Source organism: Bradyrhizobium sp. dw_78 (assembly GCF_018449525.1).
Taxonomy (GTDB): Bacteria; Pseudomonadota; Alphaproteobacteria; order Rhizobiales; family Xanthobacteraceae; genus Bradyrhizobium.
The window spans coordinates 476174-489560 of the sequence record NZ_JAAVUS010000002.1; the positions used below are offsets into that span (position 1 = coordinate 476174).

Annotated in this window: 14 protein-coding genes; 6 read left to right on the top strand and 8 right to left on the bottom strand. The window is 61.4% G+C overall.

Translation table 11 applies throughout. The annotated features are described in order from the left end of the window. Window positions 1–20 precede the first annotated feature (20 nt). On the top strand, window positions 21–911 hold the full coding sequence (locus HB630_RS08000) for an NAD(P)-dependent oxidoreductase (RefSeq protein WP_213771536.1): 891 nt from the start codon (window positions 21–23) through the stop codon (window positions 909–911). A gap of 51 nt (window positions 912–962) precedes the next feature. On the opposite strand, the gene maiA is transcribed toward HB630_RS08000, so the two are convergent. The 5 genes from maiA to HB630_RS08025 form a co-directional block, all read right to left on the bottom strand. Beyond that, window positions 963–1622 (bottom strand): maleylacetoacetate isomerase, encoded by a 660-nt coding sequence (gene maiA, locus HB630_RS08005; protein WP_213771537.1) that lies wholly within the window; start codon window positions 1620–1622, stop codon window positions 963–965. A 224-nt stretch (window positions 1623–1846) separates the two neighbouring features. After that, complete coding sequence (locus HB630_RS08010; RefSeq protein ID WP_213771540.1) at window positions 1847–3328, bottom strand: ATP-binding cassette domain-containing protein; 1482 nt, start codon at window positions 3326–3328, stop codon at window positions 1847–1849. Further along, window positions 3328–4254 carry a branched-chain amino acid ABC transporter permease gene (locus tag HB630_RS08015; RefSeq protein WP_213771542.1) on the bottom strand — a complete coding sequence of 309 codons (927 nt, stop codon included), beginning with the start codon at window positions 4252–4254 and terminating at the stop codon, window positions 3328–3330. The genes HB630_RS08010 and HB630_RS08015 overlap by 1 nt, the downstream gene beginning before the upstream one ends. A gap of 2 nt (window positions 4255–4256) precedes the next feature. Next, window positions 4257–5132, bottom strand: coding sequence for a branched-chain amino acid ABC transporter permease (locus HB630_RS08020; protein WP_213771544.1), 876 nt, complete (start codon window positions 5130–5132; stop codon window positions 4257–4259). 95 nt (window positions 5133–5227) lie between these two features. Next, complete coding sequence (locus HB630_RS08025) at window positions 5228–6484, bottom strand: ABC transporter substrate-binding protein (RefSeq protein WP_213771546.1); 1257 nt, start codon at window positions 6482–6484, stop codon at window positions 5228–5230. Window positions 6485–6674: 190 nt separating this feature from the next. On the opposite strand from HB630_RS08025, the gene HB630_RS08030 reads away from it, so the two are divergent. Continuing rightward, window positions 6675–6902 (top strand): hypothetical protein, encoded by a 228-nt coding sequence (locus HB630_RS08030; RefSeq protein WP_213771548.1) that lies wholly within the window; start codon window positions 6675–6677, stop codon window positions 6900–6902. Between the two features lie 221 nt (window positions 6903–7123). On the opposite strand, the gene HB630_RS08035 is transcribed toward HB630_RS08030, so the two are convergent. Continuing rightward, complete coding sequence (locus tag HB630_RS08035; protein WP_213771550.1) at window positions 7124–7645, bottom strand: hypothetical protein; 522 nt, start codon at window positions 7643–7645, stop codon at window positions 7124–7126. Between the two features lie 217 nt (window positions 7646–7862). Between HB630_RS08035 and HB630_RS08040 the strand changes: the two genes are divergently transcribed. Together HB630_RS08040 and HB630_RS08045 are read left to right on the top strand one after the other, a co-directional pair. After that, complete coding sequence (locus HB630_RS08040) at window positions 7863–8333, top strand: tripartite tricarboxylate transporter TctB family protein (RefSeq protein WP_249780720.1); 471 nt, start codon at window positions 7863–7865, stop codon at window positions 8331–8333. After that, on the top strand, window positions 8330–9889 hold the full coding sequence (locus tag HB630_RS08045) for a tripartite tricarboxylate transporter permease (RefSeq protein WP_213771552.1): 1560 nt from the start codon (window positions 8330–8332) through the stop codon (window positions 9887–9889). The genes HB630_RS08040 and HB630_RS08045 overlap by 4 nt, the downstream gene beginning before the upstream one ends. Window positions 9890–10037: 148 nt before the next feature. Here HB630_RS08045 and HB630_RS08050 read toward each other — a convergent pair whose 3' ends face one another. Further along, window positions 10038–10265: a hypothetical protein gene (locus HB630_RS08050; protein WP_213771554.1), complete on the bottom strand. Its 228-nt coding sequence runs from the start codon at window positions 10263–10265 to the stop codon at window positions 10038–10040. Window positions 10266–10550: 285 nt separating this feature from the next. On the opposite strand from HB630_RS08050, the gene HB630_RS08055 reads away from it, so the two are divergent. Beyond that, window positions 10551–11591, top strand: coding sequence for a 5-methyltetrahydropteroyltriglutamate--homocysteine methyltransferase (locus HB630_RS08055; protein ID WP_346656049.1), 1041 nt, complete (start codon window positions 10551–10553; stop codon window positions 11589–11591). 165 nt (window positions 11592–11756) lie between these two features. Here the strand turns inward: HB630_RS08055 and HB630_RS08060 are convergent, their stop codons facing one another. After that, complete coding sequence (locus HB630_RS08060; protein ID WP_213771558.1) at window positions 11757–12134, bottom strand: carboxymuconolactone decarboxylase family protein; 378 nt, start codon at window positions 12132–12134, stop codon at window positions 11757–11759. A 361-nt stretch (window positions 12135–12495) separates the two neighbouring features. On the opposite strand from HB630_RS08060, the gene HB630_RS08065 reads away from it, so the two are divergent. Next, window positions 12496–13383, top strand: a complete 888-nt coding sequence (locus HB630_RS08065) for a hypothetical protein (RefSeq protein ID WP_213771560.1) — start codon at window positions 12496–12498, stop codon at window positions 13381–13383. The last annotated feature ends 4 nt before the right edge of the window (window positions 13384–13387 follow it).

A 13387-nucleotide genomic window follows, 5' to 3' on the forward strand; every position in this document is an offset into this window, starting at 1 on the left:
CCTGCTCCACGGAGATGTTGATGAGCAAGACCGTTGGAATCATTGGCCTCGGCATCATGGGAAGCGCGATTGCGCCCAACCTGGTCGAACGCGGATGGCGGGTGATCGGCTTCGATATCGATGCCGCGCGGCGGGCGGAGCTTTCGAAAGCTGGCGTCATGATCGCCGATGATGTCGCCCATATTGCCCGCGACGCGCCCATCATCATGACGAGCCTGCCGACACCGGCCGCGGTCATGGAGGTCGCGCAAAGCATCGCTGCTTCCGCGCAGAAGCCGCGGATCGTGGTCGAACTCAGCACGCTCGCTCTGGCCGACAAGCTTCGCTTCGAAGACATCCTGAAGCAAGCCGGCCACATCGCGCTGGACTGCCCGTTGAGCGGCACCGGCGCGCAGGCCAGGCTGCGCGATCTCGTGGTCTATGCCAGCGGCGACAGCCAGGCGATTTCACAATGCGCGGGCTTGTTCGCCGACTTCGCCAAGCAAAGCGCCGATCTCGGCGCTTTCGGCAATGGCAGCCGGATGAAATTCGTCGCCAATCATCTGGTTGCGATCCACAATGTCGCCACCGCCGAAGCGATGGTGCTGGCGGAACGCGCCGGGCTCGATCCGCAAATGGTGGTCGATCTGGTCGGCCCGGGCGCCGGCGGCTCGCGCATGTTCCAGATGCGCGCGCCGATGATGGTGAAGCGCGTCTACGAGCCTGCGACCATGAAAGTCTCGACCTGGAAAAAGGACATGGCGATCATCGCCGAATTCGCCGACGACGTCGGCTGCGAGACGCCGATGTTTACGCTGACCCAGCCGGTCTACACCGAGGCGATGGCGATGGGGCTGGGCGACCAGGATACGGCGTCGGTGTTCGAAGTGTTGAAGAAGACGATTATTGCCGCACCCGGATCGAGCGAATAGCCGGCCTCTCCGATGTCTCCTGACATCGGAGATACCAAGCGCCACTCATCGTCAGTGGTGTGCGCTCGCCGTCTTGAAGCCGGGCTGCTCGAATGGATGCGATGTGGCAAACGCCGGCAGCGCAAAGCAGCGGTCGGCCAGGGCGGCGACCGCCGGAAAAGGCGCCAGCCCGAGTTTGAGGAAGTGCGCGCCCACCACCTGGCCCGCGATGCAGATATCGGCAAGGCCGGGCTTTGCGCCCAACGCGAAAGGCGCCGCCGGGCGGCGGGCCAACAGCCGCTCATAGGTCGCAAGCCCTTCGGTGGTCCAATGCTCGCCCCAGGCTTCGATCGCCTTCGCGTCGGCGCCGAAGGCCCGGGCGAGATGATTGCGAACACGCGGCACCACCAGCGGATGCGAATCGGCGATCGTCATCAGCGCCAGCGAACGCGCATAGGCCCGCTCCTTCGCATCCTCCGGAATCAGCCGCGGCTCGGGGTGGATCTCATCGAGATATTCGAGGATGGCCAGCGACTGGAATACGGAGTGTCCGTCATGGATGAAGGTCGGCACCACGCGCTCGACATTGACGGCCTCATAGCCCGGCTCGAATTGCTCGCCGGACAGGATGTCGATCGGGATTTCCTCAAACGGCAAGCCCTTGAGCCTCAGCGCGACCCTGACGCGAAACGAAGCAATCGACCGCCAGAACCCATAGACCTGTATACCCATCAGACCCCCGTTTACTTAAAGCCATAGCGTTTTCGAGCGAGGCGGATTTCCGGCCCGCTCGAAAACGCGTCAAAACAGAAATATGAGGACCGGTTCTGACTTAATCAGAACCGATAAGGCTCTCACAGGCGATGCCGCCGGCCGGTTCTATAACCCCGGCCGCGCCGGCTTGCCGCGCACATTCGCTTGAACAGCGCCGACGGCGGCGCGGCGAAGTTGGGTTTTCAGAGGTACCCTTCTCCGGCCTCGGCCGCAAAGCGGCCGGGGTCGCCCTCCCACACGATCCGCGCATGTTCGAGCACATAGACCCGGTCGGCATGGGGCAGCGCGAACGTTACGTTCTGCTCGCCCAGCAGCACCGTGATCGATGTGGTCTGGCGCAGTTTTTCCAGCGCCTTCGACAACAATTCGAGGATGACGGGCGCGAGCCCGAGCGTCGGCTCGTCGAGGATCAGGATTTTCGGCTGCATCATCAGCGCGCGGCCGATCGCCAGCATCTGCTGTTCGCCGCCGCTGAGCGTCTGCGCCAGCTGGCCCTGCCGCTGTTGCAGGATCGGAAACAACTCGAACAGCCAGGCGATCTGCTTGGCCCTCACCTCCTCGGTCAAATGCTGTCCGCCGAGATCGAGATTCTCGCGCACGGTCATCTCACCGAACAGTTCGCGCGACTCCGGGCATTGCACGATGCCGCCGCGCGCGATGCGCGCCGCGCTGGTGCCACGAAGCTTCCGGCCGCCATGAGCGATCTCGCCGGAATAAGGCAGGAACCCCGAAATCGTATTGAACAGCGTGGTCTTGCCGGCGCCGTTGAGACCGACGACGGAAACGAATTCGCCTTCATGCACATGGATCGAAACGTTCTCCAGCGCCTGCGCCTTGCCGTAGTGAACGCTCACATTCTCGACCTGCAACAGCGGCACCTTGTCCTTGAAACTGGTTTCCGGCCGGGCCGATATTTCGAGCGCGCCACCGAGATAAACCCGCCGCACGGTCTCGTTCCGCATCACTTCATCGGCGCGCCCGGTGACGATCTCCTCGCCGAGATACATCGCAAGCACCCGGTCGACCAGCGCGGCGACGCTCTTGACGTTGTGGTCGACCAGCATCACCGCGCGCCCTTCGTCGCGGAAGCTGCGGATCAATTCCGAGAACGTGCCGACTTCGGCCAGCGTCAGCCCCGCGAACGGTTCGTCCACCAGCACCACCTTGGGATCACGGGCGATGGCCTTGGCCAGTTCGAGCCGGCGCAAATCGGCGAACGGCAAGGTCGGCGGCCGCCGACCCATCACCGCGCCGAGGCCGACGCGCTCGGCGATCCATTTGGCGCGCTCGGTCAGAGCCCGGTCCGGAAACAGCATGAACAGGCTGTCCGGCAATAGCGCGACCATGATGTTCTCGAGCACGGTCTGGCGGTTCAGCGGCCGCGAGTGCTGAAACACCATGCCGAAGCCCTTGCGCGCGATCTTGTGCGCGGGAAGGCCGGCGACGTTTTCGCCCTGGAAAATCACTTCGCCGCCGGTGGGCCGCTCGATGCCCATCACGCTCTTCATCGCCGTCGACTTGCCCGAGCCGTTCGGGCCGATCAGGCCGAAGATTTCGCCGGCGCGCAGATCGAAGCTCAGATTCTTGACCGCGGTGAGTCCGCCGAACCGCTTGATCAGGCCGCGGACTTCAAGGACGGGTGCGTTGTTGGTCATGGCGTCCATTACGATCGGGCCTCACGTGACAACGCCGCTCCGAGGAAGCCGCCGGGGAAGAACAGCACGACGAGCAGCGCGACGGCCGAAACGATGAACGTCGCCAATTCACCGGTCGGCCGCAGGAATTCGCCGGCAACGATCAGGAAGATGGCGCCGAGCGCCGCGCCCAGCACGGTGCGGCGGCCGCCGAGCACCGCGGCGACGATGACGTTGACGCCGACGGCCACATCGACCACCGTGCCGACCGACGCGGTGCCGAAATAGAACACCAGCAGCGCGCCGGAGAGGCCCGAGAAGAAGGCGCTGACGATGAAGGCCGCGAGCTTGTGCTTGACGATGTTGAAGCCGAGCGCGCCGGCCTGAACCGGATCCTGCCCACTCGCCTGCAACACCAGGCCGATCGGCGATTGCGATAGCCCGTAGAGGATGGCCGCGCTGACGACCATGAAGCCGAGCGCGATCCAGTAATTGGCGTTGGCGTCGATCGTGATCACGTCGGGAATGGTCAGGCCGATCTCGCCGCCGGTGAGATCGGCGAACACCACGATGAAGTTCTGCAGCATCAGCACCGCGACGAGGGTCGTCAGGCCGAAATAAGGGCCGCGCAAGCGCAAGGCCGGCAGCGCCAGCACGAATCCGGCGACGACCGAGGCCAGTGCGCCGAGCACGATGCACAGATAGACCGACCATCCATACTCGTTATTGAGGATGCCCGCGGTGTAGGCGCCGACGCCGATCAGGAACGTGGGACCAAAGTTCACTTCGCCGGCGAAACCGAACAACAGGTCCCATGACATCGCGAACACGCCGAAATAATACGCGACCGTGAGCAGGCCAAGAATGTAGCCGGAAACATAGAGCGGCAGCGTCGCGGCGACGATGACGACCAGCAGCGAGACGAAGAACAGCCGCGATTTGAAAAAACCAGCCATGCTCATCGCCTCCCGAGCAGGCCTTGCGGCCGGATATACATCACGACAACCAACAGCAGCAGCGCCGGAATGGTTCGATAGGCCGGCGAAATCAGGTAAGCGGTCAAGGTTTCGAGATAGCCGACCACAAAGGCCGCGATCAGGGAGCCGGACACGCTGCCAAGTCCGCCCAGCACGACGATCGAAAACGCGCTCGCCGTGAGCGGACCGACGCTGTAGGAGCTGACGCCGAGAAACATCCCGAGCAGTACGCCGGCGATGCCGGCCAGGATGCCGTAGATCGCCCACACCACGATATAGATATTGGTGAGTTCGAGCCCGAGCAGCGTGACGCCGCGCGGATTCATCGACGCCGCCAGCACCGCCTTGCCGGTCCGGGTGCGGTTGACCAGCAGCCACAGCAGCCCGATCACGAGGCAGCAGACCAGGGCGGTGAAGATCTCATTCCTCGGCGTACGCACGCCGAGGATGTCGACGACACCCTCGACGATCGGGAGCACCGTCTTGGCGTTGTTGGTGAAGAAATACGCGATCAGTTCCTGGATCATGATCCCCCACAGCAAGGTGCCGGTGAGAACGAAGATTTCCTTCTCTTCGTTCGGGATCCGCCGCGATTTCTGGATCGGCTGCACCACGGCGAAGTAGGTGAGGAGCGCCGCAACCAGCGCGACCGCGACGCCGAGCAGCGCGCCCAAATAAGTATCCAGATGCAGCACGCTGGCGGCCGCCCAGGCCGCCACCGCCGCCAGCACCATGATGGCGCCATGTGAAAGATTAAGCACGCCGGAAACGCCGAAGATCAGCGTAAAGCCGGTCGCACCGAGCGCGTAGAGCGCACTGATGGCAAAGCCGTCGATCAGGATCTGGAACGCAAGCATCTATAATGGCCACGGCAGCAGCGCTGCCCCACATTGGAAAAACTGCACAAGCGAAAAGGCTCCCGGGAAGACCCGGGAGCTCGTTCGTTCGAGTTTCAATTCGAGGTGACCTTGATGAAGTTCGGGAACTTCAACGGGCCCTTGGCCACTTCCTTCGGCCAGACCGCGACCTGCTGGCCGTCCTGCCACTGCGCCAGCAAGCCGGTAATGAGACCTTTGCCGTATTTGAGGCCGTGGGTGAATTCGTCGTCCTTGCCGTAGAACTGGACGCGGCCGATGGTCCCTTCCCAATCGGTCTTTTCCAGCGCATCCACCATCTTGTCAGCGTCGGTCGAACCGGCGCGCTTGATGGCGTCGGCGATGTAATAGACCTCGTCATAGGCGGTGTAGCCGGCATAAGAAGGGTAGTTGCCGTACTTCTTCTTGAACGCCTCGGCAAACGGCACCGATTTCGGCGTCATGGCAACGCCCGGCCCGGCGACAGCCTGGAAAAGCACACCGTCAGCGGCGTTGTTGGTGTCCTTGCCGAAGGTTTCGTTGGTCGCCTGCGAACTGATGCCGAGCATCGGGATCGGCACCTGCTGGTTCTTCCACTGCACCGTGGGCTGCACGCCGACATGGGAAATGCCGGTGATGATCACGTCAGGTTTCGAACCTTCGATCTTGTTGAAGATCGGCGTGAAATCCGTGGTGTCCGGCGAGAAGCGGATATGGTCGAGTTCCTTCAGGCCGATCTTGGGCAGGCAGGCCTCGTATCCGATATCGAGCGGCTTGGTCCAGGCCGCGTCCTCGCTCATGATGACCGCGGTCTTCATGTGCTTTTCGTCGACCAGAAGATCCTTGGCGGCGTCGCAGACCGAAAGCGCCAGCGCCGCCGACGTCAGATAACCGTGGAAGGTATATTTGTTCTTCTCGTAGTCCTTGTGGACGCTGAGCGGGATTTCGTTGGAGGCGGCACCGGGAGTCACCAGCGGCGTCTTCAGGCGCGCGGCCCACGGCATCAGCGCCAGCACCACTTCGCTGACATAGCTCGCGATCACGGCATGAACCTTGTCTTCGTTCACGGCGCGCTGGAAGGCGCGAACCGAATCCGCCGATGAGCTGTGATTGTCGTAGGTGACGATCTCGATCATGCGGCCATCGACGCCGCCCTTGGCGTTGATTTCATCCGCGGCCAGTTGCGCCGCCTGGGGAATCGACGCGCCCGCGATCGCCTGGGCTTCCGCAATCACACCGAACTTGATGGGATCTGCAGCCAAAGCCTGACCGGAAGTCAGCAACAGGCCGATTGCGCTGGCTCCGAGAAGCCTACGCACTGACCAAAAAACAGGCGGCCTGGATGTATTCGTCATTTCGTTTCTCTCCACTAAGCTATTAATTTTTCTTGTGGCTATTTTAACCGTGCTTACACACCGGGCAAGCGAAACTGCAACCGAAATCGCGTTCGGACGACGCAACTTAAGTAGATAGACCTGACCTCCGCGCGGCCATGAAGAGGCCAAGCGCAAGCCATCAGCACTCTGAATGTCCGGAAATACCCGCATGCTGGAGAATTCCCGGCCAGTTTGTGCGCTGCAGGTGCGGCCCGGACGGCAAGCGGTTCACACCGCTCGATCTTCGGATCACGATCATGTCGCGGCAAGCACGCCAGCTTCGCATGCGTTGACAGCGAGCGAAAACCGCCGCGTCACGCACCGCTGGTTATTCCCGGAGACGGAAAAATTCCAGCTGCACGCCGAACGTATCGGTGATGACACCGCTCGTCCCTGAACTGGCTTCCTGAAAAATCCGGCGCACAGACATTCAAGCCCTGTTGCGTAAAGCCCGCAGGCACGGGATCGTCATGCGCGCGATCCGTTGCCTAAGGTTTTTCCACCCGGCACAGAGGCAGATCAGCGATCAGGCGGTCTAAGCCAGTCGCCGCCGGGTGCGGCATTGAGACGCAATGACGAATATCGGGAGAAACGCCGCCGCGGATAAAGCTCGATCCCCTATCCGGGATCTCGCAGTTGCGAAGAGATTTCAGGGGCCAGAATGCACCGGCCCTGCGGGTCGATCGACGCCGTTATTTTCTCGGCGGGCAACGTGCTCAGAAAATTCTGTAAAATCAGCCGGCTCTCATCGGAGAGGCTGAAAAGCCCGCGCACCATTTCGAGAAATCCCGGTTCTTCGCCGACATACAACAATTCGAGCAGTTCGGCGCTCGTATACCGTCCCAGAGCGGACATCAGCCGCTCCGTTTCGTCGATTGAACCGCTCTCGCCCGAGCGATCGAAATTGTAAATTACTGCAGTCATTGATGCCCCCGTCGCCCAACGATAACGCCGCCAGCCTGCGCGCGCCATCGCGAATTCAATTTGAGGAGAATCAAGAGAACCGTCTGGCTGAACAGCCCCCGAGAGCAATCGTGGAACGGCCGCCCAGGATCTTTCGCTGTGAATCCAGGCGAAAAAGGCCGGTAGAATGCCCCTCTCCTCGCCTTTCTGCGGCGACCGCGCCGACATGGTGATCAATCGGTAAACTTACCTTGATCGGCGCGCCGCCCGCGCCCGATGCGAGTTGCCTGACCGCGGGATCTGCGACAACCGAGAATATCGGATCATTGCCGAGGCAACTCATAATGGCCGCGCTCGCGAGATCCCTGCGGGGCGGATAGCGACGAGAGCTTATCTCGACAGGCCGCGGCTCTACGGGTAGGGTCCGGCAAAACATTACCTGGAGACACCCCCGTTGGAGAAGTTTAAGCTTAAACGCGACTATTACGCCGGGGGTCTGATGATCCTGATCGGCGTCGGAGCTGCGGTCATCGGGGCTGGCTACAAGTTCGGAAGCCTGGCCAGAATGGGGCCCGGATTTATGCCGGTCATGCTCGGCATCGTACTGGCCTTTCTCGGCATCCTGATCGCCGGCACCACTCTGGCCTCCTCCGAGCCCGACGACGCCAGATTTCTGCCGGCCAACCCGCAATGGTTCGGCTGGGCCTGCATCATCGCGGGCCCGATCCTGTTCATCGTCCTTGGAACCTATGCCGGCATGATCCCCGCCGTGTTTGCCTGCGTCTTCGTCTGCGCGCTCGGAGACAAGACGGCCACCTACAAATCGTCGGCCATCCTGGCGGCAGGCATTACGGTGTTCGGCGTCCTGCTGTTCCATTACCTGCTTGCTGTCCCGTTCCCCTTGATGCGCGGGGTCGACCTGTGATTTCCACTGCCATTACCGATCTCTATTACGGCTTCGGCGTCGCGCTCGAGCCGCACAACCTGATGTACTGTTTTCTTGGCGTACTGGTCGGCAATCTCGTCGGCGTGCTGCCTGGAATGGGACCGGTCGCCACGATTTCCATTCTGCTCCCGCTGACCTTCGGGATGCAGCCGGTGCCCGCGATCCTGATGCTGTCCGGCGTCTATTATGGCGCGCAATATGGCGGCGCCATCTGCTCGATCCTGCTGAATTTGCCGTGTCATCCGCCGCATGCCGTGACATGTCTCGACGGATTTCCGATGACGAAGCAGGGCAAGGGCGGCACCGCGCTCGGCATCACCATCATCGCGGCCTTTATCGGCGCATCATTCGGCATCACCGAGATGATTTTCCTGGCGCCGTTCCTCGTCAAGATGGCGCTCGAATTCGGGCCGGCCGAAGTATGCTCGCTGATGCTGGTGGGATTGCTCGCGGGCTCGACGCTGGCCAAGGGATCGCCGCTCAAGGGCATCGCGATGACGGTGTTCGGCCTGCTGGTCGGCATCGTCGGATCGGACATCGAGACCGGACAGCCGCGCTTCACTTTCGGTATCACTGAATTGTTCGACGGCGTCGAAATCGTGGCGCTGGCGCTCGGCCTGTTCGGCGTGGCCGAATTCCTGAACAGCATCAACAATACCGAAACCGTCGACATGAAATACGCCAAGGTCGGCATCTCCGACATGTTCCCGTCGAAGGCCGACCTCAAGAAGGCGTTTTTCCCGATGATCCGCGGCACGATACTTGGCAGCCTCTGCGCGCTGATTCCGGGCACCGGACCGACCATCGCTTCCTTCGTGTCCTACGCGACCGAGAAGAAGATATCGAAAACGCCGGAGCGTTTCGGTCACGGCGCGATCGAGGGGGTGGCATGTCCGGAGGCGTCGACGCACTCTTCGGTGCAGGGCGACTTCATTCCGACCATGAGCCTGGGCATTCCCGGCGATACCGTGATGGCGCTGTTGTTGGGCGCGCTCATCATCCACGGCATCGTTCCTGGCCCGCAGCTCATCAGCCAGCACGCCGACATCTTCTGGGGCCTGATCGCAAGCTTCTGGATCGGCAACATCCTGCTGGTCGTTCTCAACGTGCCCATGATCGGCTTGTGGGTGAAGATGTTGAGCATTCCCTATCGCTATCTCTATCCGAGCGCGATGTTCTTCGTCTGCATCGGCGTTTACGCCGCCAACAACGACATGTTCCAGGTCGGCGAGACGCTGTTCATCGGCATACTCGGCTACATCCTGCTGCGGCTCGATTTCCACCCGGCTCCGATCCTGCTCGGCTTCGTGCTTGGACCGCGCTTCGAGGAAAACTTCCGCCGCAGCCTGCTGATCTCGCGGGGCGACCTGACGACCTTCATCGATCGCCCGATCAGCGCATTCTTTCTCCTCATCTGCGTCGTGCTGATCGGAGCCCAGATCTACGTCTGGCTGCGCAAGCCGAAGATTATCGAGGAAGAAAAAGCCATCGAGGCCCAGGTACCGACGACGCCCTATTCGGAACTGGCCGAATAGCTACCGCCTCTAATCCGCAGCCCTTGATTTTCTGCCTTTGATAAAGACCTCCGGCGACCCTGCCGGGGGTCTTGGATTCGGTGGGCAGCAAATTGGCCGAGCCATCGAAATCGCTGAATCCGGAACGATGCGCAGGCGCGCAAAAAACTCAGCCGGCCAGCAACAGGCTCTCGTCAGCTGCATCGGGCGCGGTCTGGATCACCGGTCCCGCTGACGCAGCGTCGGCGCGTTCCTTGAGACGGCAAGCCATCTCTTCCTGCGCCTTGTGATGCCATTTCTCGGCTTCGGCCAGCAGCCGCCAACTCTCGAGGGGCCGGAACACCGCGTTCTGGCGGCACAGGGATTCCATCGCACGGTAGCGAGCGAGGTTGCTCATCTCACGCCTCCAAGCAGGTCGCCCGGTATAATGTAAAGCCGATATTGAGACGGTCTCACAACGCTTCGTCATCGACCGAGTTCCGCCGAAATCCTAAGGAACCCGCCTGATACGCGAGTATCGATAATGCAACTTGACGACGCGCGTACGACGCCATCGCTAAAAGCACCTGCCCGGCCTGCGATACCCGCCTTGGCAAGCTTCTTTTCGGGTGGAACGATCCGGCGCGGGACGATCGCTGTCATGGTACAAGAACGATCAGCTTGCTCGCAAGGAGTCGAAGCAGTGGCGCTACCGAAACACCTCCTGCCGACCACCGTGGTCGGAAGCTATCCGCAGCCGGACTGGCTGGTCGACCGCCAGTTGCTTTCAAAATCCGTTCCGCGAACCCGCATGACGCAGCTGTGGCGGATTCCGGACGCCTATCTTGAGCAGGCCCAGGACGATGCGACGGTCGTCGCCATCCGCGACATGGAACGCGCCGGCATCGACATCGTGACCGATGGCGAGATCAGGCGGGAGAGTTACTCCAACCGTTTTGCAACCGAGCTGGAAGGCATCGACACCGAAAATCCGGCCATCATCATCTCGCGGTCGGGCAATGCGACTCCGGTCCCGCGCATTGTCGGCGAAATCCGCCGCAACGGCCCGGTCGAACTCCGGGACATGGAATTCCTCCGCCGCAATACCGACCGCGCGGCCAAGATCACCCTGCCCGGCCCGTTCACGATGAGCCAGCAGGCCAGCAACGAGTTCTATAAGGACGACGAGGAACTGGCGATGGCGATGGCCGCCGCCGTCAACGCCGAAGCGCTCGAATTGCAGAAGGCCGGCGCCGATATCATCCAGCTCGACGAGCCCTGGGTGCGCAATGATCCCGCCTCCGCCAAGCGCTATGCCGTGAAGGCAATCAACCGCGCGCTGCAAGGCATCACGGTGCCGACGGTCGTGCATATCTGCTTCGGCTATGCCGCGGTCGTCCCCGGCGATACCAAGCCGTCGGGCTATTCCTTCCTGGCCGAACTCGACGATTCCATCGCCGAGCAAATTTCGATTGAAGCCGCGCAGCCCAGGCTCGATCTCGGCGTGCTCGCGGATCTGTCGTCGAAGAAAATCCTACTTGGCGTGATCGATCTCGGCGATCCCGAAATCGAGACCGCCGCCGTGATCGCCGATCGCATCCGCCACGGTCTCGATTATGTCTCCGCTGACCGGCTGATCCCGGCGCCGGATTGCGGCATGAAGTACATGCCGCGCCATGTCGCATTCGGCAAGCTCAAGGCGATGAGCGACGCCGCAGCCCTGGTCCGCCAGGAAATTAGCTAGCTAAAACCCTCTCGGTTCTGATGGAATCAGAACCGAGCTCACCTCTTTTGTTTTGACGCATTTACTTCACGCGAACCGGATGCCACCCCGGATCAAGTCCGGGGCAGGCTTTCGCTCGAAAACGCTATAAGAGATTAAGGCGTTGGCCCAAAGCCGCTCACGCCGTTAGCCGTTCTCCAGTTCCTTGAATGCCTCGCGGGCGATGCGGAAACTGTCGATGCCCGCGGGAACGCCTGCATACACCGCGACCTGCAGGAATATTTCCTTGATCTCGTCCTTGGTGAGGCCATTTTTCAGCGCCGCCTTGACATGCAGCTTCAGCTCGTGCGGCCGGTTGAGCACGCTGATCATCGCCAGATTGACGATGCTGCGGGTGCGGCGGTCGACGCCCGGACGGGCCCACAATGCGCCCCAGCAGAATTCAGTCGACCATTCGGCCATCGTGCGCGTGAACTCGTCGGCACCGGCGATCGACTTGTTGACGTAGTCCTCGCCAAGCACCTCTTTGCGGACCTTGAGTCCCTTATCAAATAATTCAGTCATGGTTTGCCTTGCCTCATTTCTTGTGCGGGACGGAATCGTCTGCGCAGTCATAAACCTTGTTGGGCCTCCAATCCTAGAGCCTTATCGGTTCTGATTAAATCAGAACCGATAGAACTCTAACATTTTGTTCTGACGCGTTTTCTTTACACGAACCGGAATCTACTTCGTTCGAAAACGCTATAGTGCGGCAGGTCCCGGCCTGTCGATAGCGGGTTCCAACGCTGTGCCTCCCGCGCCAAACCCTCGCGGGCGCGCCTCCGGGTCGTTCGTCAACGAACGCTCGGAGCTTCATCCCATTTTATTGGATCGGTGCGTCCCGTTGCAGTATGATGTCGCGTTGTCCGCATCCGGGATCACGTCCATGCAGCCATTCGACCGCGCCGCCGAGGACCTTGGCAACTCCATCCATCTCGAACACGTCAATGTCCAGGTGCCGGACCAGCATCTGGCGATGCTGTTCTACGTCGCGGGACTCGGGCTGACGCGCGATCCCTACCTGATGGTATCCGACAGCAACATGTGGATCAATGTCGGCAGAAATCAGTTCCACCTGCCGAGCGGCAACCCGCAGGTGCTGCGCGGCCATACCGGCATCGTGATCTCCGGCCGCGAAGCGCTGCTCAACCGGCTTTCGTCGGTGGCCCGCAAGCTCGAAGGCACCGCGTTCGCTTTCAAGGAAAATAACGGTTACGTCGAGGCGGTCTGTCCGTGGGGCAACCGGGTCCGCTGCTATGAGCCGGATGCGGAGCGCTTCGGACGCATCACGCTCGGCATTCCCTATGTCGAGTTCGAAGTGCCGGTCGGCACCGCAAAAAGCATCTGCGGCTTCTATCCGGAGATCATGGGAATGCCCGCCGAATTCAGGAACGGCGACAGCGCCGTGGCGCGCGTACAGGTGGGCAAGGCGCAATATCTGCAATTCCGCGAGACCGACCGACGGCAGACGGAATATGACGGGCATCATGTGCAGATCTACATCACGAACTTCTCCGGGCCGCATCGCGAGCTGGCAAAGCGCAATTTGATCTTCAGCGAAGACAACCCGTACCAGTATCGGTTTCGCGATATCGTCGATATCGAGAACGGCAGGCACCTGTTCACCGTCGAGCATGAAGTGCGCAGCGCCACCCATCCGATGTTCCTGCGGCCGCTGGTCAACCGCAGTCCGGCGCAGAACAACCGGAATTATGCCCACGGCTACGAACAATGGCCCTGGGCGATGCAGCCGGAAGAGTACGACCGGCCATAGCGCC

What these genes read in the sequence shown, in the direction of transcription:
- HB630_RS08060 (WP_213771558.1), bottom strand. Translation starts at nt 12,134, where the DNA reads ATGACTGAATTATTTGATAAGGGACTCAAGGTCCGCAAAGAGGTGCTT.
- HB630_RS08065 (WP_213771560.1), top strand. Translation starts at nt 12,496, where the DNA reads ATGCAGCCATTCGACCGCGCCGCCGAGGACCTTGGCAACTCCATCCAT.
- HB630_RS08050 (WP_213771554.1), bottom strand. Translation starts at nt 10,265, where the DNA reads ATGAGCAACCTCGCTCGCTACCGTGCGATGGAATCCCTGTGCCGCCAG.
- HB630_RS08025 (WP_213771546.1), bottom strand. Translation starts at nt 6,484, where the DNA reads ATGACGAATACATCCAGGCCGCCTGTTTTTTGGTCAGTGCGTAGGCTT.
- HB630_RS08000 (WP_213771536.1), top strand. Translation starts at nt 21, where the DNA reads ATGAGCAAGACCGTTGGAATCATTGGCCTCGGCATCATGGGAAGCGCG.
- HB630_RS08010 (WP_213771540.1), bottom strand. Translation starts at nt 3,328, where the DNA reads ATGGACGCCATGACCAACAACGCACCCGTCCTTGAAGTCCGCGGCCTG.
- HB630_RS08020 (WP_213771544.1), bottom strand. Translation starts at nt 5,132, where the DNA reads ATGCTTGCGTTCCAGATCCTGATCGACGGCTTTGCCATCAGTGCGCTC.
- HB630_RS08030 (WP_213771548.1), top strand. Translation starts at nt 6,675, where the DNA reads ATGCTGGAGAATTCCCGGCCAGTTTGTGCGCTGCAGGTGCGGCCCGGA.
- maiA (WP_213771537.1), bottom strand. Translation starts at nt 1,622, where the DNA reads ATGGGTATACAGGTCTATGGGTTCTGGCGGTCGATTGCTTCGTTTCGC.
- HB630_RS08015 (WP_213771542.1), bottom strand. Translation starts at nt 4,254, where the DNA reads ATGGCTGGTTTTTTCAAATCGCGGCTGTTCTTCGTCTCGCTGCTGGTC.